Raw genomic sequence first — 22,456 nt, forward strand, 5'->3', positions numbered from 1 at the left:
GTGCGGGCTCGCAGGGCAGATAGCAGGAAGTCGTTACGCTCGCAATCCGTCAGGCGATCGTCACGGCATGCGCCCCTCCCGCCTGCTGCTCGAACCGGGTGCGTTGCCCGGTGAAGCGCTCGATCACCGTCGCCGCTGTGCGGGCATGCTCGCCCGGCTTGACGGTGGTGAACACGCCGCCCCCCGCCAAGGCCATCGGTAACAGCAACTGGTCGGCGAGATACGGTCCGGCAAAGGCCTTGCACCCCAGATAGCCGCGCATCCGCCCCACCGCCGTCTTCGCGACCCGCTCCGCCGTCACGCCCAGTTGCGCGAAACCGCTGACGATCTCGGTGACATGCTCGAACCGCGCTTCCAGCAGCAGGATGTTGCCGGGCCCCTGATCGACCGGCAGTTCCCGCATGAAGCATTCGCGCTCCGACCAGTCAAACGCCTTGCGGACAACGGCAATCTCGCGTTCGGCAATCGACATGGGCAGTCCGGCGTTTAAGGCGCAGGCCGAGACGCCGACCGCCTCGCCACGCGTCAGGCATTCGATCGGCCGGAGCGGGCCGGGGGTGATATCCACCTCGATCCGCCCGCCGCCGCGCGGGTAGAAGCCATGTCGGACCAGCCGCGTCTCGACCTGCCCGCCCATTCGCCGGACGATCGGCAAGAAGCAGCGCTCAATGAACTCGAACGGCGGGGCCAGCATGTTGTGGGTGCCGCCCTCCAGCACCAGCCGCGACGGAGCGTCGGCGAGCAGCAGCGGCATCAGGACCGTCTGCAGCACCAGCCCCGTCGATCCCGCCGTTCCGACCGAAAAGCGATAATCGCCCGCCGTCACCCGGCCGGGACGGAAGGTCAGTTCGGACGCCCCGACGACCAGCCCCTCGCACGTCGCGCTGCCGATCGCGCACGCCGCCTCGATCGCGGTGACATGCTGACGCATCAACCCCGGCTTCGATCGCTTGGCGCGGACGTTGGTGATGCGGGCCGGCTCCCCGGTAACAAGCGACAGCGCGCACGCATTGCGTACGACCTGTCCGCCGCCTTCGCCCTCGCCGCCATCAATCTCGATCATAATATTCACTCTGACCAATGGTGTGCGTCACCCTTTGACGCACACCACCTGTTTCAACGTATGGACGATCTCGACTAGATCGGCCTGGGCGGCCATCACGGCTTCGATCGGCTTGTAGGCCTTAGGCGTCTCGTCGATCACGCCTTCGTCCTTGCGGCATTCGACGCCCGCCGTATCGGCGATATGCTCGTCGAGCGTCACCAGCTTCTTGGCCGCCGTCCGGCTCATCACCCGACCCGCGCCGTGGCTGCAGCTATCGAACGAGTCCGGGTTGCCGAGCCCACGGACGATGAACGACTTGGCGCCCATCGATCCGGGGATGATCCCCATCACGCCCTTCGCCGCCCGCACCGCGCCTTTGCGGGTCACCAGCACGTTCTCGCCGAAGTGGTTTTCGCGCGTGACGTAATTGTGGTGGCAATTGACCGCCTCCAACTCCGCCTCGAACGGCTTGGTGATGACCTTGCGCAGGGCGCCGATGACATTGGTCATCATCATCCGCCGGTTGAGCGCCGCGTAATCCTGCGCCCAACCGACCGCCTCGACATAATCGTCGAAATGGTCGGTTCCTTCCGGGAAGTACGCCAGATCCTCATCGGGCAGGTTCAGGTGCCACTTGCGCATGTCCTGCTTGGCCAGCTCGATGAAGAAGGTGCCAATCGCGTTGCCGACGCCGCGCGAGCCGGAGTGCAGCATCACCCACACCCGCGCTTCTTCATCTAGGCACAGCTCGATAAAGTGGTTGCCGGTGCCCAGCGTCCCCAGATGCACGAGGTTGTTCGTGTTCTTGAGCCGCGGGTGCTTCTGGCAGATCCGGTCGAAGCGCTGGACGAGCGTCGCCCAGGCCGAGACGATCGCGGGCGGCGGCGAGCCCCAACTCCCATTGTCGCGCTTGCCCCGGCCGACGCTGCGGCCATGCGGCACCGCCTGCTCGATCGCCGAGCGGACACCCTCCAGATGGTCGGGCAGGTCGCTCGCCATCAGCGAGGTGCGCGCCGCCATCATGCCGCAGCCGATATCGACCCCGACCGCCGCCGGAATGACCGCGCCCTTGGTCGGGATCACCGAACCCACCGTCGCGCCGATCCCGATATGGACGTCGGGCATGGCCGCGACATGCTTGAAGATAAACGGCATCTGCGCCGCCCGCGCCAACTGCGCCCTCGCGCCGTCCTCGACCGGCACGCCGCGCGTCCAAGCCTTGATCGGCACGCCGCCGGGAACGTCGGTGTATTCGTAAGCGGTGGCGGTCATCGTCTAACTCCTCGGACTTACCTTTGAGGCGGCCGGCCTATTCCGGCCGCCTCTGCCGCGTGTCGGACCGTTCGATACCATGCGATCCGACGAACATGGCTTTGCGAGGAGCGTGCCAAATGCCGCGCGACAGTCGAAAATCTTGCCTATTCACTTCGTAATTGGGGATTTTCCCGGCACTTCGATCATGAGCGGGTTGATCCACTCCTCAAGTGGTTCCGATCGACATGGATCGTAGTTTATCCTATAGTATCGCCATGAAGCCCACTGTCGCTATCGGTTTTCTCGGCTCGACGCTCGATGCCGCTAAGTTCGACACCGGGCGGTGGAACCGATGGCGGCCGACGGTCGGCCTCACCATGCACGAAGACCTGCGGGTCGACCGGCTCGTCCTGATACACGGGACCCAGCATGCGCGCCTCGCCGCGTTCGTGGCGCTCGACATCGCCTCGGTGTCGCCGGAAACGCGGGTCGAGATGCAGGTGATGGACTTCGCCGACCCATGGGACTTCGAGGAGGTCTATGGAAAGTTGCTCGACTTCGCGCGGGCCTATCCGTTCGATCCGGATACGGAAGACTATCTCGTCCACATCACGACCGGTACGCATGTCGCGCAAATCTGTCTGTTCCTGCTGACCGAGGCGCATTATCTGCCGGGTCGCCTGCTTCAGACACAGCCTGCCCGTGGGTCTGGCGGGGCGGCGGGGACGTGGAACATCATCGACCTCGACCTGTCGCGCTACGACAGCATCGCCACGCGCTTCGCCGCCGACAGCGCCGAGAGCACCAGCTTCCTGAAATCGGGCATCGACACCCGCAACGCTGCCTTCAACGCGATGATCGACGAGATCGAGCAGGTCGCCGTCCGCAGCCGCGCGCCCTTGTTGCTGATGGGGCCGACCGGCGCGGGCAAGAGCCAGCTCGCCCGGCGCATCTACGAACTGAAGCGGGTCAAGCGGCAGGTGAAGGGGCCGCTGGTCGAGGTGAACTGCGCGACGCTGAAGGGTGACAGCGCGATGTCGGCCCTGTTTGGCCACCGCAAGGGCGCCTTCACCGGGGCGGCCGCAGACCGCGCCGGGCTGCTGCGCACGGCGGACACCGGCGTGCTGTTCCTCGACGAGATCGGCGAACTCGGCCTCGACGAACAGGCGATGATCCTGCGCGCGATCGAGGACAAGCGCTTCCTCCCCGTGGGCGCCGACCGCGAAGTCGAAAGCGACTTCCAACTGATTGCCGGTACCAATCGCGATCTTGCCGCCTGCGTGGCAGCGGGGACGTTCCGCGACGACCTGTATGCGCGGCTCAATCTCTGGACGTTCGCGCTGCCCGGCCTTGCCGAGCGCCGCGAGGATATCGCACCCAATCTCGACTATGAACTCGACCGCCATGCCGAACGCGAGGGCGACCGCATCACCTTCAACAAGGAAGCGCGCGACCGTTATCTCGGCTTCGCGACCAGTGCCGAGGCGCGCTGGCCGGGCAATTTCCGCGACCTCGCCGCCAGCGTCACCCGAATGGCCACCTTCAGTCCGTCGGGACGGATCAACGTCGACTGCGTCACCGCTGAGATCGCACGGCTCAAGCGCCTTTGGACGGGCGGGGCGGACGCGCCCGATGCACTCGCCGATCTGCTATCACCCGAGCAGTTGGACGCGCTGGACCCGTTCGATCGGGTCCAGTTGGCCCATGTGGTGGAGACCTGTCGCGAGAGCCGCTCCTTGTCCGAAGCCGGCCGTACCCTGTTCGCCGCATCCCGCCGCCAGCGTACCTCGACCAATGACGCCGATCGATTGCGCAAGTACCTAGCCCGCTTCGATCTCAGTTGGACCGACGCGATGGGCGACCGCTGACCCTGGGGCATACGAGGCGGCCGATGCCGCCCCGTGCCGCTCAGGCCGCCACCGTGATCCTGCTCTATCCCATGCAGAAGGCGCTGATCTCGTCCGCCCAGAGTTGATGGGCCGTGCCGGCGAGGTCGGGGTGCTCACCTTCCGATGCCTCCAGCGGGACGCAATCGATACGGCCCGCTCCGACGGTAAGCCCCTCCTCAACATCCTGGCGAACTTTGCCGAGTTCGAGTTGGACATACGGAGGGAGCGACAGAAGGACGGGATTGAGAAGGCGAAAGCCAGCGGGGTCTACAAGGGGCGCCTGAGCTGCTGCCGGTCTCGTGAATACCGAGATGAGGTGTTTTTGGAACCGGAGGATGGAGATGCAACAACGGAAGTTCAGCCGCGAGTTCAAGTTGGAGGCAGTGGAGCTCGTGCGGGAACGCCGAGTCCGACCTGACTTTTTGCGGCTACTCACTTTGGGTGAAAGGTCGTGAGTTCCCTAATGCGACAGACTATTGGGACAGTAATTGGCCGGGGATCCGAGTTGAAATGAGGGCATCCGTTGCGCTCTGGAATGCGGCGGACCCATTCTTATGACGGGAGATGTCGAACGGTTCCGCGACGAGATCGTTGCAATGGTCACGACACTCGCAGGTGGGGCAGCGCTGGAGGGATTGGAACCGGGTATCAAGCTGACCGTGCGGATGCGTGGCAGGGGCCATGTTGAGGGAGTAGTTGATATAAATCCCGACCACCTAAATCAGCAGCATCGCTTCAACGTGGAAGCAGATCAGTCCTATCTTCGTGCGCTCATCTTGTCGTGCGACGCCATCTTGGCAAGTTTTCCGGTGATCAGCACAACCACGCAATAGGAGGCTTGTATCCGCTCCTGGGCGCTTTCCGACATCCGTGGCAGAGCCGCAAAGGCCACATACCCCAACTCATACCCCAGAGGGGTAAAGCGGCCCGACGGGGTCACGCCGTCTTCGCACGCGGGGGCACCGCGCTCGTCTACTGGACGGGCCGCATAATCCGGCTTCGGAAAGGGCCGAACCGGATTACGCCGCGCCACGTCCAGCACGCTCGCCCCCGGCATCATCGCCTCCGACACGATCCGCGCCTTGTCATCGTCGCTGAACCGTCGTCGCGGCTCCGCCCCAACCATCTCGATAATTCACGTCGCCATAATGCCGCACCGGTGTCTGCCACAGTACCGCACCTGTGGCTTCCACATCACCTCGTCAGCAAGGCGGAGAAGACCGGACGCTTACTGGAAAAGCAGCCTTCCGGAAGGTGTAGCGGTATCGAAGCCTTCAGTCAGCGACCGAAAGTCGACATCGCGCGAAGAGAGGCCCGCCGCCAGATCGATGAGGCCCCGGATGGATCGACCGAGCCGATCCAGCTTCCAGATGACAAGCGCGTCACCGCCTTGCGCGAACTCAAGTGCGTCGACAAGCCCCGGACGGTCGGCTTTTGCGCCGCTTGCCTTGTCGGTGAAGATCCTCTCACAACCGGCCTTGGTAAGCGCATCGATTTGCAGGGCTATATCCTGATCGGCTGTCGAGACACGTGCGTAACCTATAAGCATTCTGTTTTCCGTGGCTGTTGGCTCGCAGACCGTGCAGCGAGGTAGACCGCCGCACCCGGGGCTTCGCGGAAGGGGGGCGCTATGTCGAACGCCCTCCTACGATCCCGCTGTCGGCAGCGCTGAGGAGGCGTCCCATAGGACGGGTACAAATATACGGTAACGGCTCAGAGCCGTTGCGCCCGGCCATTCATCCAGAACAGGAAAGCGGCGGTGAGAGCCGTAGCGATAGCGAAATGGAACGTACCGGCTTCCGGTGACCAATGGCTCGCCCACAGGCTGCGGTCAAAGGCTATGCCGCCAACGGCGTTCACCAGCCTATGCAGCCAGATGCAAGGGATCAGGCTGCCACGGCCGGCCAGCCATATGCGCGACATGACGAATGACAGGCCGATGACGCCGAGCGTGTAGAGAGGGAGATAGGCGACGAAAGGAACGCCGCTTCGCCAGTCGGAGAACATTGCCATGATCGGCAGATGCCACAGCGCCCAGACGATGCCGATGATGAGGGAAGCGCGGACCTCGCCGCCCCGCTCCAGCAGGCGAGGCAACAGATAGCCGCGCCATCCGCCTTCCTCTTCCAACGGGCCGGCCCCCATGATCGCGGTCGTCACGCCGTTGAAGATCGAAACCGGGAACACCGTCAGGTACAGGAGGATCGATGCCTGACCATGCAGCCCTTATAGCCGTGGGGCATAACCAAGAGCGATCGTCAGAAGGAGAAGCGCGATCGGAAATGGCAGCAGCGCAGCGGCATAGGCCCGCCATCCACAGCGGAAACGGATGAACCCGCGCAGCCATTCCTTGAGGGAACTAGGGCACGAGATAGCAGACAAAATGGCCGCAGCCACGCCCGGCCCGAACGAACCGGCATAGATCGCCGCCATCATGGCGCCTGGACCATGAAACGTAGTCGGCCGTCCAGTTGCCAGCCATGCCGCGATCCAGATCGACCAGCTCAACGACACCGTCAGCAGGACGAACGCCATCGCACCCGGTCGCACGCGACCGGCTGTCGTGTCAGTCATCATTATTACCTTGCTATGCGAGGTTTTCAGGCAAAGCTTCAGCGCCGCTGTCGGAGAGCCCGAAGTCCCTTTGTGAGAGCGACGTAGAGCAGCGCCGCCAGCAGCAGCGCGATGGGGATCGACCACCAGCCAAGCAGTTCGCGGGCGCCATCGGATTGCGCGACAATGCCGGCGCTGACCGTGCCGTCCGCATAACGGAACACACCGACATGCTCACCCCAGAGCGGCTTGAGCAGCGCCATGCCGGTGAAGATGGCGAGCAGTAGATAACCGAGGCCGAATGCGAAACCGATCACGGCCCGGCGCGATCCGGCCATGATGGCATGGGAAAGCCCCCGCGCGATCGTGATCGGGCTGTAGGTCCGGGTGCCGCGCTCAAGCATTTCGTCGGCGAGCAGCGGGCGCAGATAGTCGATCGGCCGGCCGAGGCGGGATAGGGCCGCGTCAAGCCGTTCCCCTTCGTTTCCCCCCGACGCATCAGCCATGCTGTCAACGACATGCGCTTCCAGATCGCCGCGCATCTCGGCCACGTCCGCATCTGCGCGCGCGAGCAGGCGATCGACCTCGGAGAAATAGGCGTCCCAGCGACGGCGCGCGGCAGGGTCGGTGAAAGCGGGGGTCATGCGGACGCTCCTGGCAGCAGGCTATCGACGGAGGCGGCGAGCTTCGACCATGACGGGACCATGCCCCGCAGAAGCTCCCGGCCCTGGGCTGTCAGGGCATAGTATTTGCGGGGTGCGCCACCATCGCCATCGGCGAGGCGAGACGAGATCAGCCCGTCCTTCGCCAGGCGCAGCATCAGCGGATAAAGCGTCCCCTCCGGCACGTCGATCGCGGCGCGCTTGGCGATCCCGGAGATCAGCTCGAAGCCATATTGCTCGCGCTCGCTGAGTGACAACAGGATGACGAACTCCAGCACGCCCTTGCGGAGCTGGACCTCCCATCTGCCAATCGCATTTTGCGATTCACCCGATTGCCTTGTCATGCAAGGGTATTAGGATACATATTCATGCTATGCAAGGGTTATGCGTCAATACTGACAAACACGCAGGGCATAGTGGGAAACGCCATCGCTGGTCGTAGGGTACGGCTTGGGGGCGGAACGAGACCCGAAGGCTTTATGTCTCGTCCTATTGGGATCGAGAAATGGGAAATCGACGTGCACGACCCGTTGGAAAGCGTGTTGCTACGGGAATGCTGTCCGGCCATGAGGGGGCGTTACGTGAAACGGGCACAGATACACGGTAAGGCATCGATACCCTGACGTGAGACGGTGTTGATGCAACGCAGCTACCAGGAAGATTCAAAGGCGGTCTGGCATCCCCTCGCGATAGAAACCGTATGGCGTTCATTCGCGGTATGTGACGGTCATCACAGGGTTCCTCCCGATGGGCGATGCGATATCATTCTGCGGTTTCCGTCTGATGGCCTGAAACCCTCCGGGGTCATTGCAGTACGGATCGCCGGGCCATCTACACGTTTCCACCTTGTACCGGTCAGCGCAGGTACGGCGTTCGTGGGCGTGGGATTGCGTCCGGGCATGGCGGGTGGTGTGCTGGCACTCGATCCAGGATTGATCGTCGATCGCGTCCTGATGGATGACGAGGCCATGACGGCACTTCCCGCGCTTGCTGAGTTATGTCGGCCCGCCGCCAGTGTCGATGCCTTAGCCGACCGGCTCGGCCTGTTCGTCGCCGGGCGGTTTCGCATGCAGCATGTCGATCCGCTGACGATGGCCATGATCGATATGCTGCATGTCACCGGAGGACGCCTGCCGATCGCGGAGCTGGCCAAGCTGCACAATATGGATGTTCGAACCGCGCGACGCCGGATCACCGCTGCGACCGGGTTGGGGCCGAAGCAACTCGCTGCGATCATTCAATTTCATCGCGCGCTTCGCCTCCGTTACGGAGGTATTGGATCTGCGAATGCCGCGATAGAGGCTGGTTATGCCGATCAGGCACATATGTCCCGTACGTTTCGCCAAATGGGGGGCATTGGTCCAGGGCGACTGCCGGACCCCGCGCTTGCCGGCCTGACGCCGTGAGTGTCCGATTTGTTCAAGACGATATGCCGCAGGCGGTTCATATGGGTGATATGAAACTCGGATACACCAGCATCTACGTCGCCGACGTGCTTGCCATGATCGATTTCTATGAACGCGCCTTCGGCTTGAAGCGTCGCTTCGTCCACGAGAGCAACCTGTATGCCGAGCTCAATACCGGGGAGACCGTGCTCGCTTTTGCCGGTTAGCCGATGGCGGAAATGAACGGCCTGGCGATCCGCCCCAACCGCACAGGTGATATCGCTTCCGGCTTTGAAATCGCGCTGGTCACGGACGATCCGCAGGCGGCCTATGAAAGGGCAGTCGGCGCGGGCGCGAACCGCGTGGCCCCACCGGCCGAGAAGCCGTGGGGTCAGATCGTCGCTTACGTGCGCGACATCGACGGATGTCTGATCGAGATATGTTCGCCTGTCGCAGGATGACCGATCACGGACCTGACCGCGTGTGTGCCCGCTTTGAACATCTGCCAACAAACAGGTGGGGCCGTTCAAAAGGCCCCACGATCCCCGGCCGCCTCTCTCCCAAGGGATAACGCTCTGGGGTGCGGGGCATATCGACCGCTTCAGAAAGGCGTGGCGGAGTTGAAGCGGATGTTCGCCATTCCGGCAAGTAAAGGGGTGGGATCGACTGTCGTCAACGATCTCGAAAGAAGAGCAGAAGCCGATGGCTATCGCGAGCTGTGGCTGGAAACACGATTGGTAAACAGCCGCGCCGTTCAGTTCTACGAGAGAAACGGCTATCGGCGCATTCTCAACTTTGGCAAATATGTTGGACGATCTGAGGCAGTCTGCTTCGCGAAGACCTTGGGACGGGAAAGGGTTATGACGGCGTGAAGCGCCAACTGAACACATACCATGGCGATGCAATGCCAATCGACATTTTCGACTGGGAACGGCTAGTGAGACGGTCAGCGACATCTCTAACAGGTGCCATGATGAGACTGGGTGGCTTGGTCCATCAACCGTGACGTCCATAACCGTTCTACGGAGTTGCCACGTTGTCTTGGAACAGGTGGGCAGTGGCAAAGTCGATGAAGGTCCGCAGCCGTGATGACACCAGGCGGCCGGAGGGCCATACGAGTGAGAATTGGCCTTCGGAGCGCACCTCGTCCTCCAGCAGGTGGCAGAGGCCTCCAGTCCGAACGGCATCTGCCGCCAGGAAGTCAGGCATATATGCGATGCCCAGACCATTGATAGTCGCGTCGCGTACACCTTCCATGTTGCTGCATGCCAGGACTGTACGCGGATATCGGTCGAGTTCGACAGGCCAAGGCTGTAACTGTCCAGAGCCTGGATGGCGGAACCGCACCGCGTCATGGGTCGCCAAGGCGTCGACCGAGTGCGGTTGGCCGTGCGCGTTAATGTAGGCAGGCGACGCGCACAGCACGAACGAAAAGGAGCCGAGCCTGCGCGCGATCAGCGATGACGTGGCCAATTCACCGCCGCGTATCGCCACGTCCATCCCTTCTTCAAGCAGGTCGACCAGTCGATCATTGCAATGCAGGTCGAGCTCGATGTGCGGATAGGCAGCGCAAAACGCGGGCAGGTGCGGGACGAGAAACCGGTAACCGATCGTGGGCAGGCTGACCCGAAGGATACCGCGCGGTGTCGCTCCCGCGTCCGATACGGCAATCTCGGCCTCGCGCAGATCATCCAGAATGCGCCGGCAGCGCTCCAAGAACAGCGCGCCTTCATCGGTGAGACGGACGCGGCGGGTGGTACGATGCAGAAGGCGCACATCAAGCGCCGCTTCCAGTTTGGCGACGTTCTTGCCGACAGCGGATGGCGACAGCCCGAGCGCGCGGGCTGCGCCGACGAAGCTCTGCAGTTCCGCCGTTCGGACGAAGCTGGTGATCCCAAGCAGATTATCCACGTCAGCAGATTATAGCCGAAAAGGATATAGACCAAGTCCGGTTGACCTGATTATCGCCCGGAATTCGTGAGATAAGGCCGTGCGCGGAGGTATCCCGCATATGACCAGCTCACCTCATAATCCCACCAGCGACCGCCCCCGCACCGCGCTCGCGGCGGTGTGCACAGCCGCCCTCATCCTGCCAATGAGTTTCTCAGGCGGAGCAGTGGCAACGCCTGCGATCGGGCATTTGGTGGGCGGCGACCTGCCGGGGCTCGCCTGGATCACGAACGTCTTCATGCTGACGTTCGGTGGCCTGCTCATGACCGCAGGTGCAGTGGCCGATCGCTGGGGCCGCAAGCGGGTGTTCATGGCAGGCGTCGGTCTGTTCGGCGTCGCCTCCATCATGCTGAGCCTGGCGCCGACGCTCGGTTGGATCGATCTGTTGCGCGCCGTGCAGGGTGTCGGTGCAGCTGGGGCCCTGGCCGGAGGAACCGCAGCCTTGGCGCAAGAAGTCACCGGTTCGGCGCGCGCGCGGGCATTCAGCCTGCTGGGCACCACATTCGGCATCGGCCTCGCATTCGGGCCGCTTGTCGCAGGCATACTCATGGAGGCGGTCGGGTGGCGTGCGGTGTTCGCCGCGCCGACGGGCGTGGCGGCCCTTGCGCTTTTGCTCGGAGCGGCGTCGCTCCGCGAAACGCGTTCGTCTATATCGTCTGCAATAGACTGGCTGGGCGCAGCAACCTTCTCCATCGCGCTCGCGTGCCTCACCCTTGCTATCCTTCAAGGACCGGTCTGGGGTTGGACCAGCATGCCAATGGCAGGGCTGCTCCTTGCCGCCGTTGGCGGGTTTACACTTTTCGTTCGCGTCGAGCGACGCGGCACGGCGCCGCTGCTTGATCTCACCCTTTTACGCTATCCCCGCTTCCTGGGGGTGCAGTTGCTGCCGATCGCAACCTGCTACTGCTTCGTCGTGCTGCTGGTTCTGCTGCCACTGCGATTCATTGGTGTCGAGGGCATGAGCGAAACACACGCAGGGATAAGCATGCTTGGCTTGTCGGCACCCATGCTGGTCGCGCCGACGCTGGCGGTACGGCTGGCGCGTCGGCACTCGGCAGGGACCGTATCAGCGGCCGGACTGCTGGCAGCAAGCATAGGTCTGCTGTGGCTACCGCGCTGCGGTCCCGGGTCCGGCGCGACGCCTGTGCCGGCGATGCTTCTGATCGGTATGGGGGCCGGATTGCCATGGGGATTGATGGACGGCCTGTCGGTCGCGGTCGTGCCATCGGAACGTGCCGGCATGGCCACGGGTATCTTCAGCACGACCCGGGTCGCGGGTGAGGGCATCGCGCTGGCCAGTGTGACGGCGGCATTGGCGGCTCTGGTGCGCTGGCACCTCGACAGGCTTACGATCGGTTCTGCTCAGGTCCGGCCGCTTCTGGCCCAGCATCTGGTTACCGGCGACATTGGCGGGGCTATCCGGCTGGGTGCATCCGCCGAGGCGCTGAAGGAGAGTTATGCGGGCGGCTTCGCAGTTCTCCTATACGTCCTGGCTGGCGTGACTTGCGCGTCCGCAGTGCTGGTGTTCGTGACCTTGCGCCGCGTCGACGCTCATGAGATGTCGGCGTAGTTCGAAGCGCACTGCGGTTTGAAAACGTCAACGAACAATCAACATGTTGATCGGCTATGCTCGTGTGTCGACCATCGACCAGGATCTGGCATTGCAGACGGAGGCGCTAACGAGAGCCGGCTGCGAGAAAATGTTTGCCGATAAGGCGAGCGGTGTGATGCCTGATCGACCGGGTTTGACGGAAGCTCTGCAATTCCTGCGCGCCGGAGACACGCTCGTGATATGGAAACTCGATCGGCTTGGTCGTTCCGTCCAGGGCCTTATCGAACTTGCCGCAGGTCTTTCCGACCGGACGATTGACTTTCGGTCCCTGACCGATGGTTTTGATACCGCCACCCCTTCAGGGCGGCGGCTCTTTCACATCCTTGCGTCCGTTGCATAAATGGAACGCGAGTTGGTCAGCGAGCGTACGATCGCTGGATTGGCAGCAGCCCAGGCGAAGGGCGGCACCGGTGGAGGTCGTAAGCCAACTATGACGGCCGACAAGATGGATACCGCGCGCAAGCTGCTGGCGGCAGGAGACAAACCTGCTAAAATCGCCAAATTGCTGCGGGTTGGCTTATCGACGTTCTATCGCCATTGCCCCGCAAGCGATTCGCGAGACAACTAAGCCAGTTCGCTGCAACGGTCGTAATCCTTTCCCATTGGGATGGTGAAATGGGAATGCGCACAGATGATCGTCAGACGATCAACGAGAACGAATTTCCAAAGTTATGGAGCAAGATTGGGAGCAGGACGCTTCCTGTTCGGATACGTAGCCAAACGATGATAAAGGATGGCAGTGCCGTCAGGGCCATAATCATCCAGTCGAACATAAAGTGGCCGTCCGAAAAGCCGAAGGCGTGAGCCATACCGAACAGGAAGCAGGAGATTACAGCGCCCCAGCCCCATTCAACGCCAAGAAAACGCTTTCTGCCTGTGAACGCTCGATCGAGCCCCAACAATAGAATGCCTCGGTAGAAAGGTTCCTCTTCCAGGCCTGGCATCGTCAACTGGAAGGCCACTTCCTCCACGCCAACTTTACCGCTCGGAAAGGCGACTGCAAAGGCGACAAACACAGCACAATAGAGCAGGCACACCGGTACGGCGGCTTTAATGCTCCCCGGCTCCTGTTTTAGTGTGAGCCCTGATCGTCGCCAGCCGAATGCAGGCAGGATTGCGATAGCGAGTGTTGCGCAAAGTGCGAACAGCTTGCTTTGCCAGTCCCATTCTCCGCCCACCAGATCGGGTATCCAGCCGTATCCTCCGGTCAGCAGAAACGCATTGATCGCTACAAGGAATGCCGCGACCACGAGCCAGCGGACTGTAAAACGGCGACGATCGGCCAGCCCGATCAGGACGCCTAATGGGACAAGGATCGCTATCCTTCCGCCAAGACCTATCGCTAACTCGGTCACATCGATTCTCTGACGATCACTTCTGTGCGAGGGCTTATGACGCATCAATGAGATGCGGCAAACCGGCTGCCGCCCAATGGCACGATCAACCCTTCCCATTTGGGAACGAACTTCGGGAAAGGTAGCTTGACAGCATCTTACCTTCCATCACTGGTGGTGTCATCAAGTTCGATCTGCCGATAAAGGAAGGCGCCAATATGCTGAACCCTTTTCGGGAAAGGAGTGCATGGTAAGTGACTGATTTTGAATTGATTACTTTAGAGCTAGATACTGATCAGCTTGAAGGTATCTTGATACCGCTATGCGCTGAAATTCTACCAGGGGTGACGACTGAATACTTCCGTGATCGCTTAGACAGTATTCGACGCCCCCACCTTATTCTTGCGAGACTCAAAGGAAAGAATGTCGGTTTCAAATTAGGTTATGAACTGAGCGGCAGTGTTTTCTTTAGTTGGTTAGGTGGCGTCGAACCAAATAGCAGACGCCATGGAATTGCCTCCCGCCTCATGTTCGCGCAACACCAAGCGGCATCAGCAAACGGCTACGCACATATAGAGACTCGTGCACGTGCCACCAACAACGCAATGATCATTCTTAATCTGAAGCACGGTTTTCAGATTATAGGTTTTGAAATTGATGTAAGGAATATACCGGTGGTGCTGCAACGAAAGGCACTAAGCGGCTGAGCTTACGAACTTCGCCGGCTTCTGGGCGCAGTATCGAAAACGATCCAATATTGGGAAGGGAGGACGTGATATCCTATATCAGCCGGCGAGTGATTTGGTCATCCTGTCATCGTCTTTGCTGGCACCCTCGCGACACCGATAACCGGCAGACTGATAGAAATTTCGAGCTGTTTTCGTGCTGTCCAAGCTGCACTCGGTAAGGCCAAGACGACGTGCTTTGGTTTCCATATGATTGAGAAGGGCCTTGCTCACCCCACGTAGGCGAGCATCAGGCGAAACGTAGTTCAGCATGATCTCACCTTCCGCATCCATCATGCCGACGCCAAGAATACGTTCTGCCTCGATAGCGACGTACAGTTCGGTTGCTTCTTGATCGACCCAAGAGCGCCACATCTCGGGATTCTTATTGCTGGTCCAGCTAGCGATGGCCGCGGGATCACCGCCATGATCCTCACCGCACAACTCCCCGATTGAACGCCGCAAAACGAGACTACCTTCATCGGCGTCCAAGTATGTTGCTGTCCTAATTTTCATGCGTAGAATTCTAGCGCCGCACACCTTGTTCGCAACGTTCCCGATTGGGAATCCGTGGTGGGAACGCGGACCTACCGACCGCGCTGACAGACGTCCGGATCATACGCTTTCCCAAAATCTGTTCCCAATTGCTCTTTCCCGAAAAAGCATGTTGGAGACGGAGAAACGGGAAAGATCGCGCTGAACGAATGGCCGGTTTCGGGAGCCGGGATCGCCGGCCTGCTCGACTGAGATTGGGCGTGGAACGGACGCGGCACGTGTCGGACACATCCTCCGCCGCGTCTGCCATTCACCCTCCTACGCTGAGGCGGTAAGGTCAAAATATACCCCTGCGATACCCTAGCTTAAGAGAGGGCAAGAATGTCATCGTCAAAGCAGCCAGACTCGGTTCCCGATCCTGATAAGCCGCTGTCGCCTGTCAGTCGCCAGGTCGCCCGCGAAGCCAGGCGCGAACTCTTCCAATGAGAAGGTTCGCCACGAGAGCGATGTCCGCCGCAATCGCGGCCGCAGCGATCAACATCATTGATTTTGAGGCACCGTCGTAGGGGCAATGCGCCCGTAGTCCGATGCACTCGAGGTCACTGCGCAGACCTGAATGGAATATGATGACAGCCAGGGGAACCAATATCACCCCAGACAGGGCATATCCGAGGATGGCGAGCGAGGCTTTTGGCGACATTACGTTCTCCTGTGGGGCAACGCAGATGCCTTCAACCTTTAAGGGCTTGAAACGGATATGGGCCGTGAGTGTGATCGGACCAGCCGATCTGCAATCACCAGTTGGGGCTTGAAAGGGGAGGGGAGGCATCCTCCGCTGCGCATCGCCTTTCCCCTTCTATACGGGATCTTGAAGCGGCGATTATACCCCGACCGTACCCCATGCGCGCCTGGAAGGATTAGCAGGGAGTGGATTAGCCTGACGTTGCCAGGAGTCGATGTCCGGGTTTGGGAGGGAGCGGACTGGCGGCTTTCGGTCATCAAAGCCGGTAACCAGCCGATGCTTGACTATGACGCCCCAAGTCCTTGCCGATACCAGCGGAGAATACGGGTCGCGCCCGTGTATATCGCGCAGCCCACGATGCAGAAGCCGATGCCCATGACCCCAATAAAGGTAAGATCACCCGTTCTACGGTCGGGCGGGACGATAAAGTTGCTTAATGCGATGAGGGGTGCCGCCGCTGCGAAAAATGCACCGAACACGCGGAGACACCAGATCAGGAAAAGATGGTAACGTTGCCTCCCGCTTAGCTTACGCCAACGCTTCATGCCGACCACCCCAACCTGCTGACCACCGCTGCTTATTAAATGGGCGTAATGTCCGCAATTGGAAGGCGCACATTTTGGCATGTGAGTCGTGTTTTGGGCGAAAGCGGACGGTCCGCTCTTGGGCGCTTTTCGACATAGCGCGCGGCGGACATTTCCTCCGCCGCGTATGGCAACTCCCCCCCCCCTGTGGAAGGTATGTCAGGGCCGGGGGTAGCGCAGTCGTACCCCAATCATCCTACCCAGAATGGCTGGGTTGGAAACGGAGGTGCCGGACATTGAAAAGGCCGCGGATCTTACGATCGACGGCCTTTCCATCCTGCTTAAACCCGGTGAAGTGATCAACAGGCGTAGGAGACGCGGGTGTTTACCTTCCTGCGACGCAAGGTTGATCCGATCATGGCGAAGCCAACCAGCATCATCGCCCAAGTTGCGGGTTCCGGAACCGCCGCTACGAGGCCGACATTCTCCAGCGCGTTTGCAATCAGCTTGGTGCCGTCCATAGAGCTATTCCAGAAGTTTCCACCCGCATCACTGGACGGAGCATAGAAATTAAGATTGACCGTTTGAAAGCCATGGACAACCCGCTTTGCAATCAGGGTTTGGCCATTTTTCGTAATTTGCTACCGCAACGGCGCCTTGAACAAGATTTGTATCCGTAATCAGGGCGGAATTTCCCCCATCAAATCTTTTGACGCCATCCATCAGGGGGTCGTTAGGCAAAAGAATCTTGCCGAGCTTGGGATTGGTAGAAGCTATAAAAGTACCGGCTGGATTCAAGGCGTAGTTATTGATGAATGCTCCTCTCAATCCAACATAATTATATGCGAACATATCTACAACCACGCCGCCACCTGCGCGCATATAACTATCCAGCGTATTTCCTAGTGCAACTCGATCCGAGAAGTATTGACCTGAGTACAATAGCACAGAGTGATAATGTGACAGGGTATCGAGTGTTGGGGTGGAGAATCGGACGTTAATGTAATCTACGTCCGCAAAACGCCCAGTAGCCATCAGTTTGGCCACGACATCGGCATCATGTTGCGGGATCGTAGCCAGAACGGCAACCCGCCCGGCGGCCGACACTGTTGCCGGAACCGACAGCCCAGTGAGTATTGCTGCTGCGATTACATAGTTCTTCATGATATGCCCCTTGATCACTTGCGGCCTGCGACCGCAATTTTTTTTCATAGACGTACAATTCCTATCGATGAACAACTCAATTACTTAAAATAAATGTTGAAAATGCAACCGAGCGCAAAGCTGAGCAATCTATTTTGAAAGCCAAAACTTGAGTAATGACTGAATAATGCTTAAAAACAATTTTATAAATACGTATAAATCACATAAGGACAATATTGTGGTATTTTAGTTTACTAAAAATCATACATCATCATATCGATATTTTAAAATGTCGCACTTGTGTGATGTGCGGAACAAGCATCTGATTTAAAAGGCGTTCAAAATGTTGTGCTGTCATTGACGGATGGTAGGCTAAGAATGGGCGTTCCCAAAATCACCGGCACTTACCCAAGCTTGATCGTTGCCAGTACCAGTCCCACCGCACCGCAGCGCTGGCCGCGATCGTCGCGCAGACCAAGGACCGCCCGTCCGGCAGCATGCAGCCTGCAGCATGCTGCGTGCGACGATTCGGTCGTAGCTGGTGTCGACCGGCTGGCAGCGGAGGCGTTTGTTCAGGGTGAGGGCAAGCACCAGGCGCTGGCGGCGGGCGGCGCGATCGTGGCAGCGGAAGGCTCGGTGATCGCGAACACCGGCTGGTCGGGCACGGCGAACCACATCTCGCCCTTGATCGGCGGCCCGTCGCCGACCCGGTGCTTGTCCGGCGTCCACTCGCAGAACTCGGTCAGCGGCACGAGGCAGCGGTGCTGCGGCTCGGCGGCGAGCCGGCGCCATTGCGGCAGGCCCAGGTTGCGCACGTTCGTCATCGGCCATGGCGCCGCGCCGCCCACCACATCCCCCAGCATGCGGCCTTGGTGGGCGGGGAGGGGAGTGGACCCTGGATGCCGCTCGGCAAGCTGATCCGGGCGGCCGGCATGACGCAGACGACCGGCCTGCGGATCATCGACGCGCTGGTGGTGGGCGGCTGGCTGCAATCGAAGCGCGACCCGGCCGACGATCGCCGGCGGCTGATCGCGCTGGGGGCGAAGGCCGTCGCCGCGATCGGCCGCTATCGCGCGCGCTTCGGATATCCCCGCCCCGGTAAGGCGCTTGCGCCGATCGCGGCCGAGCAGATCGACCTTGAGGAGGCAATCGCCCGACAGGCGGCTGCCGCGCCTGCCCTGGAGTGCATCGCGTGAAGCCGCGCGACTTCGACCCGCAAGCCCGGTTGCAGACCAAGGAAGGCATCTGCGCCTATCTCGGCCACATCAGCACCGCGACCTATGATGCCTGGGCGGCAAAGGGCCTGGTGCCGGGGCCGGTGCGCGGCACCAACCGCTACGACGTGCGCGCGCACGATCTGCTGCTCGACCGCCATGCCGGCTTGGAGAAATCGACCGGGCGCGGCTTGTCGCCGCTGGAAAGGTGGGAAGCCGATAATGCGCGTGCGGCTTAAGGGCGTTTACAAGAGTGAAAAGAAGGCACGGGACGGGAGCAAGCGCACCTACTGGTTTCTTCGCGGCGTCGGCGCGATCAACCCCCTGCCCGGCGATGAAGATGCGCCATTCTCGCCCGGTCAGCCGGCATTTATGCGCGCCTATCATGCGGTGATCGACGCACCGCGCCAGGCTCGCGTGCTGGGGACGTTGCTGTCCGTCATCGATCGCTACCAGAAGAGCCAAGCCTATGTCGCTTTGTCTGTCCGAACGAAGAGCGACTATGACAAGGCGCTGATCAAGATCGCCGGTAAATTCGGGTCCTACCCGCTGGAGGTCATCGACGATCCGAAGATTCGCGTCCGCTTCCTGGAATGGCGCGACGATATGGCGATAGCCTCACCGCGCCAGGCGGACGCGGTGATCGCCGTGTTGCGCGTGCTGCTGGAGTGGGCGCGCGATCGCGGACTGCTCACGCACAATCACATCACGCGGCCGAAGAAGGTCTACAAGGCCGATCGCGCGGACAAGCTCTGGCTGCCGCCCGATATCGAAGCGATGCGCGCGGTGGCCTCGCCGGAGATCCGGCTGGCCTTTGAGCTGGCGCTGGCGACCGGGCAGCGCAAGAGCGACCTGCTGGCGCTGACCTGGGCGGACTATGACGGCGCGCGCATCCGGCGTCGGCAGGGCAAGCGCAAGCGGCAGATCGACATGCCGATCACCCGCGCCCTGAAGGCGCTCCTCGATGCCGAACCGCGTCCGGCGGCGACGATCCTGTCGCGTAATGGCAAGCCATGGGGGAGCGTCAATTTCGATCACCGCTGGCGCGAGGCCGTCGTCGCGGCCGGACGCAATGGCCTGCATTTCCATGATCTGCGGGGGACAGCCTGCACCGTCCTGGCCCAGGCCGGAGCGACGCCCAGCGAGATTGCCGCGATGCTCGGCTGGACCGTCTCGACGGTCGCCCGAATGCTCGATGTCTACCAGGCGATGACGGCCGCACTGAGTGACTCCGCGGTCGCCAAACTCGAAGCACACGACGCAAAATTGCGGAAAAAAGTGCGGAAAGCCAATTCCACTACCCCGGCAAAAGGGGTAAAAAGCCAATGAAATCAATGGCTGGGGCGGCAGGATTCGAACCTGCGTATGACGGTACCAAAAACCGTTGCCTTACCGCTTGGCGACGCCCCACCGGGAGGCGCGCCTTATAGCCAGAAAGACGCGCCTGAAAAGCCCTTATCCGATGCGGCGCAGCCATCCGTGCGGATCGGGTGCGGCGCCACGCTGGATCGCCACCAGCGCCTCGTGCAGCCGGCGCGTCACCGGGCCAGACGCGCCGTCGCCGATCGTGAAGCTGCCCTCCGGTGCGGCGACGCGGCCGATCGGCGTCACCACCGCCGCCGTGCCGCAGGCGAAGGCTTCGACCAGGCGGCCGCTCTCCGCATCGGCGCGCCACTGGTCGATGGCATAGGGCGCCTCGCGCACCGTCAGGCCCATGTCGCGCGCCAGCGTCAGCAGCGAATCGCGGGTGATGCCGGGCAGGATGGTGCCGGTCAGCGCCGGCGTCTGCAGCGTGCCGTCGGCGAAGACCAGGAAGACGTTCATGCCGCCCAGTTCCTCGACCCAGCGGCGCTCGACCGCGTCGAGGAACACGACCTGGTCGCAGCCCTGTGCGATCGCCTCCTTCTGCGCGAGCAGGCTGGCGGCATAATTGCCGCCACACTTGGCCGCGCCGGTGCCGCCGGCCGCCGCGCGCGTGTAATGCTGGCTGACCCAGATCGACACCGGCTTGGCGCCACCCTTCCAATAGGCGCCGACCGAGGAGGCGATGACCATGTAGAGATATTCGGCCGCCGGCTTCACGCCCAGGAACACTTCCGACGCAAACATGAAGGGACGCAGATAGAGCGCACCGTCCGGCCCCTCCGGGATCCAGTCGCGATCGGCCTCGACCAGCCGCTCGACCGATTCGAGGAACAGCGCCTCCGGCAGTTCGGGCATGGCGAGGCGTCGCGCCGAGTCCTGGAAGCGGCGGGCATTCTGTTCGGGGCGGAACAGCGCGGTGCCGCCATCGGCCAGGCGATAGGCCTTCATCCCCTCGAAAATCTCCTGCGCATAGTGCAGCACCGAGGAGGCGGGATCGATCAGCACCGGCTGGCGGGCGGCGATGTGCGCGTCGTGCCAGCCTTGTGAGTCGGAGAAGCGAATCACCGCCATATGATCGGTGAAGACGCGGCCAAAACCTGGATCAATCAACTGCTTAGCCCGTTCCGCATCTGCCACGGGCGTGGCATTCGGTTCGAAGCGGAACGATTGCGCGGACATTCTTGGCCTCATGCTGTTGGCGGATTGCAAACGCCTAGGAGGCCTGTCTAAACGGGTCAACATGGCTGCCTCTGCCCCCTCCGCCCAGTTTCTCCGCGAGCCCGAATTGCGGCGTGGACTCGAACTCCTGTATTTCGGCCACAGCCACCTGACCCGGTCGATCGACCGCGGGCTGGCGGCCGAGGGCCTGGGTCGAGCGCATCACCGTGCGCTCTACTTCATCGCGCGCAAGCCCGACCTGACGGTCAGCGCGCTGCTGGCGCTGCTGGCCATCACCAAACAGTCGCTCGGCCGCGTGCTGACCGAGCTGACCCAGCGTGGCCTGGTCGAGATCCGCCCCGGCGAGCGCGACCGGCGGCAGCGCCTGTTGCGCCTGACCGAAAGTGGCTCCGCGATGGAGAGCGCCTTGTTCGATGCGGTGCGCGAACGCATGTCCGCCGCCTATTCGCGCGCTGGGCAGGAGGCGGTCGCCGGTTACTGGATGGTGCTGGAGGGGATGATCCCCGATTCCGAACGCCTGCTCGTGGAAGCACTCCGAGACTAGGAACGGGCTGGGGGGAAGGATGTCCGCCCCCCCGGTCACGCCATGATCAGTGGGCGTCGCCGGCCGCACGCTGTTCGGCGGCGCGTTTGGTCAGCGTCGCCAGCGTCTCGTCGAACCGACCCTCGCGCTCCGCCTGGCGGAGGAACTGGACCTCGTCGACCAGGATCTCCTTCGGGGTCGGCTGCTGCGCAAATTGCGCGGCGACCGCATCGGCGAACGCCTCCAGCGGCATATAGCCGGGGCGGTTGGCCTGTCCGGGCGTCAGGTCGGTCTGGACGCCGGGCGGGGCGAGTTCGATGATCTCCACCTTGCCGTCCAGCTGGGTGCGCAGCGACAGGGTGTAGGAGTGGATCGCCGCCTTGGTCGCCGAATAGGTCGGCGCGGCGACCAGCGGCACGAAGGCGAGGCCGGAGGTGACGTTGACGATCGCCGCGTCCGGCTGGCCGCTCAGATGATCGATTAGCGCGTTGGTCAGACGGATCGGGCCGAGCACGTTGATCGCCAGCGTGGCTTCCGCGTCGGACAGGTCGCGGCGGCCGGTCAGATCCTCGAACTTCATGATGCCGGCATTGTTGAACAGGACGTTGAGCGCCGGGAAGTCGGCGACGATCCGCTTGGCAAAGGCGTCAACCGCCGCGGCGTCCTCGACGTCGAGCGTGACGGTGTGGATACGCTCCCGGCCGGCTGCCGCGCGGTCCAGCGCGTCCTGCCGGCGGCCGGCAATGATGACGGTGTCGCCGCGATCGTGGAAACGATGGGCGAGCGCTTCGCCAATGCCGCTGCCGCCGCCGGTCATCAAAATGGTGTTGCCACTGGTCTTCATGGTCGACGGCTCCGGGTG

The 22,456-nt window shown here is 61.8% G+C and carries 24 protein-coding genes, 1 tRNA gene and 5 pseudogenes; 13 read left to right on the forward strand and 17 right to left on the reverse strand.

Annotation, left to right across the window (positions count from 1 at the left end; translation table 11 throughout):
* Positions 1-49 precede the first annotated feature (49 nt).
* On the reverse strand, positions 50-1,063 hold the full coding sequence (gene rtcA, locus QE452_RS05230; RefSeq protein ID WP_309659723.1) for an RNA 3'-terminal phosphate cyclase: 1,014 nt from the start codon (positions 1,061-1,063) through the stop codon (positions 50-52).
* A 27-nt stretch (positions 1,064-1,090) separates the two neighbouring features.
* Positions 1,091-2,317 (reverse strand): RtcB family protein, encoded by a 1,227-nt coding sequence (locus QE452_RS05235; protein WP_309659722.1) that lies wholly within the window; start codon positions 2,315-2,317, stop codon positions 1,091-1,093.
* Between the two features lie 257 nt (positions 2,318-2,574).
* Between QE452_RS05235 and rtcR the strand changes: the two genes are divergently transcribed.
* From rtcR to QE452_RS05250, 3 genes are all read left to right on the forward strand, one after another.
* Positions 2,575-4,167 (forward strand): RNA repair transcriptional activator RtcR, encoded by a 1,593-nt coding sequence (gene rtcR, locus QE452_RS05240; RefSeq protein ID WP_309659721.1) that lies wholly within the window; start codon positions 2,575-2,577, stop codon positions 4,165-4,167.
* Positions 4,168-4,273: 106 nt separating this feature from the next.
* A complete protein-coding gene (locus QE452_RS05245) occupies positions 4,274-4,606 on the forward strand; it encodes a recombinase family protein (protein ID WP_309659720.1) in 333 nt (110 codons plus the stop codon).
* A gap of 136 nt (positions 4,607-4,742) precedes the next feature.
* Positions 4,743-5,021 carry a hypothetical protein gene (locus QE452_RS05250; protein WP_309729694.1) on the forward strand — a complete coding sequence of 93 codons (279 nt, stop codon included), beginning with the start codon at positions 4,743-4,745 and terminating at the stop codon, positions 5,019-5,021.
* Here the strand turns inward: QE452_RS05250 and QE452_RS19040 are convergent.
* The 6 genes and pseudogenes from QE452_RS19040 to QE452_RS05275 form a co-directional block, all read right to left on the reverse strand.
* A complete protein-coding gene (locus QE452_RS19040) occupies positions 4,946-5,314 on the reverse strand; it encodes a transposase (protein ID WP_309659719.1) in 369 nt (122 codons plus the stop codon). The two genes, QE452_RS05250 and QE452_RS19040, sit on opposite strands and share 76 nt — an antisense overlap.
* A gap of 108 nt (positions 5,315-5,422) precedes the next feature.
* Positions 5,423-5,737: pseudogene (locus QE452_RS05255) on the reverse strand (recombinase family protein); the annotation flags it as partial.
* Positions 5,738-5,901: 164 nt separating this feature from the next.
* Positions 5,902-6,375 (reverse strand): CPBP family intramembrane glutamic endopeptidase, encoded by a 474-nt coding sequence (locus tag QE452_RS05260; protein WP_309729696.1) that lies wholly within the window; start codon positions 6,373-6,375, stop codon positions 5,902-5,904.
* A gap of 39 nt (positions 6,376-6,414) precedes the next feature.
* Positions 6,415-6,723: a hypothetical protein gene (locus tag QE452_RS05265; RefSeq protein ID WP_309729699.1), complete on the reverse strand. Its 309-nt coding sequence runs from the start codon at positions 6,721-6,723 to the stop codon at positions 6,415-6,417.
* Between the two features lie 77 nt (positions 6,724-6,800).
* Positions 6,801-7,385 carry a hypothetical protein gene (locus QE452_RS05270; RefSeq protein WP_309659716.1) on the reverse strand — a complete coding sequence of 195 codons (585 nt, stop codon included), beginning with the start codon at positions 7,383-7,385 and terminating at the stop codon, positions 6,801-6,803.
* Entirely contained in the window at positions 7,382-7,681 is a 300-nt protein-coding gene (locus QE452_RS05275) for a PadR family transcriptional regulator (protein WP_309659715.1), read from the reverse strand. The genes QE452_RS05270 and QE452_RS05275 overlap by 4 nt, the downstream gene beginning before the upstream one ends.
* A 360-nt stretch (positions 7,682-8,041) precedes the next feature.
* On the opposite strand from QE452_RS05275, the gene QE452_RS05280 reads away from it, so the two are divergent.
* The 3 genes and pseudogenes from QE452_RS05280 to QE452_RS05295 all read left to right on the forward strand — a co-directional run bounded on the left by QE452_RS05280 (position 8,042) and on the right by QE452_RS05295 (position 9,660).
* Positions 8,042-8,809, forward strand: a complete 768-nt coding sequence (locus QE452_RS05280; protein WP_309659714.1) for an AraC family transcriptional regulator — start codon at positions 8,042-8,044, stop codon at positions 8,807-8,809.
* A gap of 50 nt (positions 8,810-8,859) precedes the next feature.
* Positions 8,860-9,249: pseudogene (locus tag QE452_RS19045) on the forward strand (VOC family protein).
* Positions 9,250-9,273: 24 nt separating this feature from the next.
* Positions 9,274-9,660, forward strand: a complete 387-nt coding sequence (locus QE452_RS05295; RefSeq protein WP_309659711.1) for a GNAT family N-acetyltransferase — start codon at positions 9,274-9,276, stop codon at positions 9,658-9,660.
* 148 nt (positions 9,661-9,808) lie between these two features.
* Here the strand turns inward: QE452_RS05295 and QE452_RS05300 are convergent, their stop codons facing one another.
* A complete protein-coding gene (locus QE452_RS05300; RefSeq protein WP_309659710.1) occupies positions 9,809-10,699 on the reverse strand; it encodes a LysR family transcriptional regulator in 891 nt (296 codons plus the stop codon).
* Between the two features lie 100 nt (positions 10,700-10,799).
* On the opposite strand from QE452_RS05300, the gene QE452_RS05305 reads away from it, so the two are divergent.
* Together QE452_RS05305 and QE452_RS05310 are read left to right on the forward strand one after the other, a co-directional pair.
* Positions 10,800-12,308, forward strand: a complete 1,509-nt coding sequence (locus QE452_RS05305) for an MFS transporter (protein ID WP_309659709.1) — start codon at positions 10,800-10,802, stop codon at positions 12,306-12,308.
* Positions 12,309-12,351: 43 nt separating this feature from the next.
* Positions 12,352-12,918 (forward strand): annotated as a pseudogene (locus QE452_RS05310) (recombinase family protein).
* 70 nt (positions 12,919-12,988) lie between these two features.
* Here QE452_RS05310 and QE452_RS05315 read toward each other — a convergent pair.
* Positions 12,989-13,705, reverse strand: coding sequence for a CPBP family intramembrane glutamic endopeptidase, BDIM_20840 family (locus QE452_RS05315; protein ID WP_309659708.1), 717 nt, complete (start codon positions 13,703-13,705; stop codon positions 12,989-12,991).
* A 233-nt stretch (positions 13,706-13,938) separates the two neighbouring features.
* Between QE452_RS05315 and QE452_RS05320 the strand changes: the two genes are divergently transcribed.
* Positions 13,939-14,391, forward strand: coding sequence for a GNAT family N-acetyltransferase (locus QE452_RS05320; RefSeq protein ID WP_309659707.1), 453 nt, complete (start codon positions 13,939-13,941; stop codon positions 14,389-14,391).
* Between the two features lie 78 nt (positions 14,392-14,469).
* Here the strand turns inward: QE452_RS05320 and QE452_RS05325 are convergent, their stop codons facing one another.
* From QE452_RS05325 to QE452_RS05340, 4 genes and pseudogenes are all read right to left on the reverse strand, one after another.
* Positions 14,470-14,901 carry a GNAT family N-acetyltransferase gene (locus QE452_RS05325; protein ID WP_309659706.1) on the reverse strand — a complete coding sequence of 144 codons (432 nt, stop codon included), beginning with the start codon at positions 14,899-14,901 and terminating at the stop codon, positions 14,470-14,472.
* Between the two features lie 1,628 nt (positions 14,902-16,529).
* Positions 16,530-16,640, reverse strand: a pseudogene (locus QE452_RS05330) (PEPxxWA-CTERM sorting domain-containing protein); the annotation flags it as partial.
* 100 nt (positions 16,641-16,740) lie between these two features.
* Complete coding sequence (locus QE452_RS05335; protein ID WP_309659704.1) at positions 16,741-17,334, reverse strand: hypothetical protein; 594 nt, start codon at positions 17,332-17,334, stop codon at positions 16,741-16,743.
* A 617-nt stretch (positions 17,335-17,951) separates the two neighbouring features.
* Positions 17,952-18,176 (reverse strand): annotated as a pseudogene (locus QE452_RS05340) (DUF159 family protein); the annotation flags it as partial.
* Between the two features lie 36 nt (positions 18,177-18,212).
* Here QE452_RS05340 and QE452_RS05345 point away from each other — a divergent pair.
* Genes QE452_RS05345 through QE452_RS05355 form a run of 3 tightly spaced genes read left to right on the forward strand, consistent with a single transcriptional unit; the run spans position 18,213 to position 19,856 of the window.
* Positions 18,213-18,509: a MarR family winged helix-turn-helix transcriptional regulator gene (locus tag QE452_RS05345; protein WP_309659703.1), complete on the forward strand. Its 297-nt coding sequence runs from the start codon at positions 18,213-18,215 to the stop codon at positions 18,507-18,509.
* Positions 18,506-18,766 (forward strand): hypothetical protein, encoded by a 261-nt coding sequence (locus tag QE452_RS05350; protein WP_309729707.1) that lies wholly within the window; start codon positions 18,506-18,508, stop codon positions 18,764-18,766. Before QE452_RS05345 ends, QE452_RS05350 begins: the two co-directional genes overlap by 4 nt.
* Positions 18,750-19,856, forward strand: coding sequence for a tyrosine-type recombinase/integrase (locus QE452_RS05355; RefSeq protein WP_309660550.1), 1,107 nt, complete (start codon positions 18,750-18,752; stop codon positions 19,854-19,856). The genes QE452_RS05350 and QE452_RS05355 overlap by 17 nt, the downstream gene beginning before the upstream one ends.
* 6 nt (positions 19,857-19,862) lie before the next feature.
* Here the strand turns inward: QE452_RS05355 and QE452_RS05360 are convergent.
* Positions 19,863-19,937 (reverse strand) — tRNA-Gln (locus tag QE452_RS05360).
* Between the two features lie 45 nt (positions 19,938-19,982).
* Positions 19,983-21,071, reverse strand: a complete 1,089-nt coding sequence (locus QE452_RS05365; protein WP_309660132.1) for a branched-chain amino acid aminotransferase — start codon at positions 21,069-21,071, stop codon at positions 19,983-19,985.
* 61 nt (positions 21,072-21,132) lie between these two features.
* Between QE452_RS05365 and QE452_RS05370 the strand changes: the two genes are divergently transcribed.
* On the forward strand, positions 21,133-21,615 hold the full coding sequence (locus QE452_RS05370) for a helix-turn-helix domain-containing protein (RefSeq protein WP_309660133.1): 483 nt from the start codon (positions 21,133-21,135) through the stop codon (positions 21,613-21,615).
* A gap of 46 nt (positions 21,616-21,661) precedes the next feature.
* On the opposite strand, the gene QE452_RS05375 is transcribed toward QE452_RS05370, so the two are convergent.
* Positions 21,662-22,438 carry an SDR family oxidoreductase gene (locus QE452_RS05375; protein WP_309660134.1) on the reverse strand — a complete coding sequence of 259 codons (777 nt, stop codon included), beginning with the start codon at positions 22,436-22,438 and terminating at the stop codon, positions 21,662-21,664.
* Between the last annotated feature and the right edge of the window lie 18 nt (positions 22,439-22,456).

The sequence above is a fragment of the Sphingomonas sp. SORGH_AS_0438 genome, assembly GCF_031453475.1.
Taxonomy (GTDB): Bacteria; Pseudomonadota; Alphaproteobacteria; order Sphingomonadales; family Sphingomonadaceae; genus Sphingomonas.

Bases quoted from the DNA above. Each gene is read 5' to 3' on its own strand.
- rtcA (WP_309659723.1), bottom strand. From the start codon at position 1,063: ATGATCGAGATTGATGGCGGCGAGGGCGAAGGCGGCGGACAGGTCGTA.
- QE452_RS05235 (WP_309659722.1), bottom strand. From the start codon at position 2,317: ATGACCGCCACCGCTTACGAATACACCGACGTTCCCGGCGGCGTGCCG.
- rtcR (WP_309659721.1), top strand. From the start codon at position 2,575: ATGAAGCCCACTGTCGCTATCGGTTTTCTCGGCTCGACGCTCGATGCC.
- QE452_RS05245 (WP_309659720.1), top strand. From the start codon at position 4,274: ATGGGCCGTGCCGGCGAGGTCGGGGTGCTCACCTTCCGATGCCTCCAG.
- QE452_RS05250 (WP_309729694.1), top strand. From the start codon at position 4,743: ATGACGGGAGATGTCGAACGGTTCCGCGACGAGATCGTTGCAATGGTC.
- QE452_RS19040 (WP_309659719.1), bottom strand. From the start codon at position 5,314: ATGGTTGGGGCGGAGCCGCGACGACGGTTCAGCGACGATGACAAGGCG.
- QE452_RS05265 (WP_309729699.1), bottom strand. From the start codon at position 6,723: ATGGCGTTCGTCCTGCTGACGGTGTCGTTGAGCTGGTCGATCTGGATC.
- QE452_RS05270 (WP_309659716.1), bottom strand. From the start codon at position 7,385: ATGACCCCCGCTTTCACCGACCCTGCCGCGCGCCGTCGCTGGGACGCC.
- QE452_RS05280 (WP_309659714.1), top strand. From the start codon at position 8,042: ATGCAACGCAGCTACCAGGAAGATTCAAAGGCGGTCTGGCATCCCCTC.
- QE452_RS05305 (WP_309659709.1), top strand. From the start codon at position 10,800: ATGACCAGCTCACCTCATAATCCCACCAGCGACCGCCCCCGCACCGCG.
- QE452_RS05335 (WP_309659704.1), bottom strand. From the start codon at position 17,334: ATGAAGAACTATGTAATCGCAGCAGCAATACTCACTGGGCTGTCGGTT.
- QE452_RS05345 (WP_309659703.1), top strand. From the start codon at position 18,213: ATGCCGCTCGGCAAGCTGATCCGGGCGGCCGGCATGACGCAGACGACC.
- QE452_RS05355 (WP_309660550.1), top strand. From the start codon at position 18,750: ATGCGCGTGCGGCTTAAGGGCGTTTACAAGAGTGAAAAGAAGGCACGG.
- QE452_RS05365 (WP_309660132.1), bottom strand. From the start codon at position 21,071: ATGTCCGCGCAATCGTTCCGCTTCGAACCGAATGCCACGCCCGTGGCA.
- QE452_RS05370 (WP_309660133.1), top strand. From the start codon at position 21,133: ATGGCTGCCTCTGCCCCCTCCGCCCAGTTTCTCCGCGAGCCCGAATTG.
- QE452_RS05375 (WP_309660134.1), bottom strand. From the start codon at position 22,438: ATGAAGACCAGTGGCAACACCATTTTGATGACCGGCGGCGGCAGCGGC.